Source organism: Methylosinus sp. R-45379 (genome assembly GCF_001644125.1).
GTDB lineage: Bacteria > Pseudomonadota > Alphaproteobacteria > Rhizobiales > Beijerinckiaceae > Methylosinus.
On record NZ_LUUM01000032.1, the window covers coordinates 1 to 1,255 of the forward strand.

Genomic DNA, 1,255 nt, shown 5'->3' on the forward strand with positions numbered 1-1,255 from the left:
CGGGCGCGCGGAGCGGAGGTGTGCCAGGCATGGGCATCGAATTGGAGGTGAAAGTCCTTCGTGGGGCGAGTTGGTAGCAACCACGAGCCGAGGGCAACTGCGCGTCCGCGAGGGCGGGTGGGGAAGAAGCCCAGTGGCGAACCGCAGCACCGAACGAGCAGTGAACTCCTCAACAGGCCGGTCCAGCCGGGTCAGCGTGCCTCTGAACGCGACGCCCGAAATCCAACCGAGGCTGGGGCGGTAAAAGGAGCGGCGGCGGCGGGAAATTCGATGTTCTTACCCTGGGAGGTCTGCATGGGTCCGTTTCGAACGGTAGGCTGGGAGAAGGTGAGCGACGACCGGCCGACGCCCATGCAGAAGTCGGATCTCTCCATAATAGCGATGAAGCCGGTGAAAGCCGGGGGAGCGAAGGGAGGGATGGATTGAGAAGGATGATTCCCCGTCAATTGAGCCTCGTGTTCGCCGACAGCCCGAAAGGGGGCGGAAGCGATGCGCGCTCGGACGCATCCGAGCAGCGCGCGTTTTTGCTGCAAAAAGCGAAGCACAAACGCACGGCAAGAACCATCGCCTGCGCAGCCGACCCCGGTCGGCTGTTGGAAGAAGTGGCGTCCGAGGAGAACTTGTCTTCGGCGCTTCTGAACGTGATACGCAACAAGGGAGCGCCCGGCCCTGATGGGCAGACCGTAGAAGAGGCCCAGGCGCGAGCTCCTGTGCTGATCGACGATCTGCGCCGCGCGCTGCTCACGGAACGCTATCGACCGGGTCCAGTCCGCCGAGTCTTCATTCCGAAGACCGGAGGCGGACAACGCGGTCTCGGCATTCCAAATGTGGTGGACCGCGTCGCGCAACAGGCTCTGCTCCAGGTCCTGGAGCCGATCTTCGAGCCGACATTCCATCCGAGCAGCCACGGTTTCCGTCCTGGACGGGGCGCGCATACGGCCGTCGCTGAGGTGAAGGAGCATTTGCAAGCTGGTTGCCGGATCGTGGTCGATCTTGATTTGGAGAAATTCTTCGATCGAGTTCACCATCAGCGTCTTCTCGACCGCCTCGGTCAGAAGGTCGCGGATTGCCGGGTGGTCGACTTGGTGCGCCGGATGCTGAAAGCGTCGGTCATGATGCCGGATGGCGAGAAGATCGCGGTTCGGGAAGGAACCCCGCAAGGCGGCCCGCTTTCGCCAATCCTCTCCAATGTCGTGCTCGACGAATTGGATCAGGAACTGGCGCGGCGGGGTCTGCGGTTCGTGCGGTATGCCGA

The 1,255-nt window shown here is 62.9% G+C and carries 1 protein-coding gene; it reads left to right on the top strand.

The window, feature by feature from the left end; genetic code table 11:
* Window positions 1-431: 431 nt before the first annotated feature.
* A partial coding sequence (locus A1351_RS23565; protein ID WP_245291555.1) for a reverse transcriptase domain-containing protein occupies window positions 432-1,255 on the top strand: 824 nt, incomplete at its 3' end.